The organism is Mycobacterium sp. (genome assembly GCF_050701675.1).
In the GTDB taxonomy this organism is placed as follows: domain Bacteria; phylum Actinomycetota; class Actinomycetes; order Mycobacteriales; family Mycobacteriaceae; genus Mycobacterium.
The window spans coordinates 1-2,978 of the sequence record NZ_JBOGDD010000203.1; the positions used below are offsets into that span (position 1 = coordinate 1).

General features: G+C 64.1%; 3 protein-coding genes and 1 pseudogene. All 4 read right to left on the reverse strand.

From position 1 onward, the window contains the following. Positions 1 to 396, reverse strand: a pseudogene (locus tag ACRDUX_RS05875) (hypothetical protein); the annotation flags it as partial. Further along, entirely contained in the window at positions 389 to 1,147 is a 759-nt protein-coding gene (locus ACRDUX_RS05880) for a YfbU family protein (protein ID WP_526411915.1), read from the reverse strand. The gene ACRDUX_RS05880 and the pseudogene ACRDUX_RS05875, both read right to left, overlap by 8 nt. Positions 1,148 to 1,239: 92 nt before the next feature. Then, entirely contained in the window at positions 1,240 to 1,653 is a 414-nt protein-coding gene (locus ACRDUX_RS05885; RefSeq protein ID WP_526411917.1) for a GNAT family N-acetyltransferase, read from the reverse strand. 71 nt (positions 1,654 to 1,724) lie between these two features. Further along, a partial coding sequence (locus tag ACRDUX_RS05890; protein ID WP_526411919.1) for a hypothetical protein occupies positions 1,725 to 2,978 on the reverse strand: 1,254 nt, incomplete at its 5' end.

Sequence of the window (2,978 nt, forward strand, 5' to 3'; positions counted from 1 at the left end):
GCACAACGCGCTTCCGAGTTTCGCAAAACACTCCGCGCGGGCTTCGTCGCCCACGACGTCGTCGATGGCGAGAGGGCGCTTGAGCGCGACGAGAGACACCTCGGGACCGTCGCCGAGGTACCGCGCCACCTCCACCGCCTGTTCGCGACCCTCATGTGTGCGCAGTTTTTCCGTCGTGTGCCAATAGCTCGTTCCGACCACATCACGCAAACCGTCACGGAGCTCTCCGAAGCTGTCACGGTGGGCGACGACGCCACTGAGAAGGTAGAACGTCTTCGTGCCCTGATCGACTTCATACGTCTCGTCGAGGAACGCGACATAGCCCCCGGGCGCACGCTGGTACGCGTCTGCGAGCAACGCGGCCGCACCGTCCTGCCGCACCCAAGCCCTACCCACGGCGTGAGGGGTGGACCCGAGCCGTGGCGATCTGTTCCAGCTCCTCCTTGGACAGCAGGTAGTCATCGCGGCGGAAGCCACGGCCGCGGCTGTCCATGATGCGGCGGTGCTCAGCGAGCATCCGCAGGTACGTGTCGAGCGTCAGGTGGTGGGAGTTTCCGTCGTCGTTGCGGTCCAGCTGCGGCCGCAGTTCAGCCCACCGGCCGTCGCTCATTAAGAACTTGACGTAGTCGGCCATATGGCCTTCGAGCCCGTCGTTGTGGTCGAAGCCCTGAAACTCCAGCCTGTACGCCATGTCCTCGCCGACGGGGTCGCCGTCCTTCTTCAACTGCTTGATGCTGTACGTGATCACACGGAACATGTCGAGGATGTCCAGTACGCGGTCACAGTCCCGTTTGGAGAGCTCGGTGCGGAAGCCGGCGACTTCCCGCCAGTACTCTCCGGCGAAACCCGACTCGATCATTCGAGCGCGCTCCAGCTGGTAGCCCGTGTCCCCGTCGACATCATTGGATTCCTTGGGCAGCACCCGCGCGAGGATGCGGTGGAGCATCGCGAGCACCTGCCGGTCGGCGAGCCGCATAGATTCTGGTGCCGGCTCGTCGCCATGATCGACTTCCCGCTCGAACACGGGCACAAGCTCCGCCATGACCAGATCGCGGACGTACTCGCTGACCGTGACCCCCTCGGCATCGGCCAGCTCCTTGAGCTGATCGCGGATCCGGTCCTCCACGCGGATGTTCAGGACGGCCATGCCACCCCCTTTGTAGTTGTGTATTACGATCATCGTACCACTGTCATACGCGACTACAAAGATCGATTCCGCTCAAGCGCAAGAGAGTGCGGCTACAGCGGGTTGCGAAGGCCGCCGGCCGGCTGGATGAACAGGGTGCGCCAGTCGCCATCCGGGTGATGGAAAGGCTCCCATCCGAGCTCGGCCCAGAACCCGTCCGCCTCCTCGCTGTAGGCCAACAGCTTGCGGTCGCGATGCCGCTGTTCCAATGCCCGCACCGCCTGCGTCCCGATTCCCCGGCCGCACTCCACTGTGGCCACCTCAATGAACGCGATCTCCAGCCTCTCGGAGCCGATGGTCGGCACGTTCGCGTAGTGCTCGATGTCGACGTCCTCCTTGAGCTCGATGCGTGTAACCTCGGCGCCTCCCTCGAACACCTGCACGTACCAGGGGTCATCGCTGCCGTAGAGATGCGGGTCCCACCAATCGGGATGCGCGTAGGCAACGGCCTCGTCGAACGGCGGCATCCACCAGCGATCGTCAGCCGGGCCGGGTCTGAGATCGACGAGTTGCAGAGGCGCCCCGAACGGTTGGTTTCTCACGCGGCTTGTGCCGGTCGTATCCGTGCATCCAGCTGCGCAGCGGCGATGACCATGTGTCGCGGACACGGACGGTAGGGGTATCGGCACGCCTCCAGATACTGCTGCAGCGGCATCACTCCCACCTGTCGCCAGGCCCGGATCAGGTCGGCCACCTCCACCCTAGGCGTCTCCGCCATACCCTCCAGCAGCATGAGATCGGAGATCGAGACGACGGCGGGCGCTAGCATCCGGCCGCCGTACGCCGCCATCATCTCGCGAGCACAGAGCCCGACGAGCATCATCGACGTCGGCGTACCCGGAAGTCCCACATCTGGCACGGCGACGAAGGGCGCGAATGTCGTATCCACGAACCGTTCTCCTGCCCAGCCACTCTCGGTCAGATGGTCGATCACGGACTCGAACTGACGGGCCTTCTTGCTCGTCAGGAACGCTTCGACGTTGGAGGCGAAGTCCTCGCCGCTGCCCCATCCCTCGGCCAGCGGTTGCCGCAGCGGGCGGTGCGTCGCGTCGATGAGCCAAGCGAACCGGTTGTCGGTCGGCAGCATCCAGTCGCACGCCTTCGGCCGTTCGCCCCTCCTCACCGTCCACGCGGCCTGCATCTCCTCTTCGCCGATGATCGGGCCGAACACAGCACTGTGCTCAGCGATTCGGGCAACGATGCGACCGACGAGCCGCTCGAACTGATGCTTGACCGCGTCCTGGAACTGCTTCGCCCGCCCCGGCTTTCCCTGATCTTTGAAGCCCTGCTGAACATCGAACTCGGGCGCGTTTCCGAAGAATCGATCCATGCCCCACTGAGCCCGGAGCGCGAGCACGGTGCCATCGCCGAGGTCGAGGAACGGGAACCGCGTGAACGTGTATCGCTGAGCTCGCACATCGCCGCGCTCGCGATCCTGCTGCGACATGGCACGGAACTCGTCCAGGTCGCGGACCATGTTCCGCCGGATGTACTGCACGACCTCGTCATTGACACCGTGCTCGTGAAGTGCGCCAATGTCGAAGCTGGCGCGCCCTGTCCGGAGAACCGACATGATCGCGTCACCTGCCTGCAGGAACTCGTTCATGCCGATCCCCGTGGCTTCAACGAAAGTGTCGGCGGGAGTCGCACCGAGCTGACGCCCAGCCTTCTCCGCCCATGGCTGGTACCAGAACTCGTGTGTCATGCACTTCATCTGCTCCGGCAACTGAGATGCGTTGAACATCATCGACGCCGCTTCGTCCACAGCCATTTCGTTTGCTAACTCGATGAG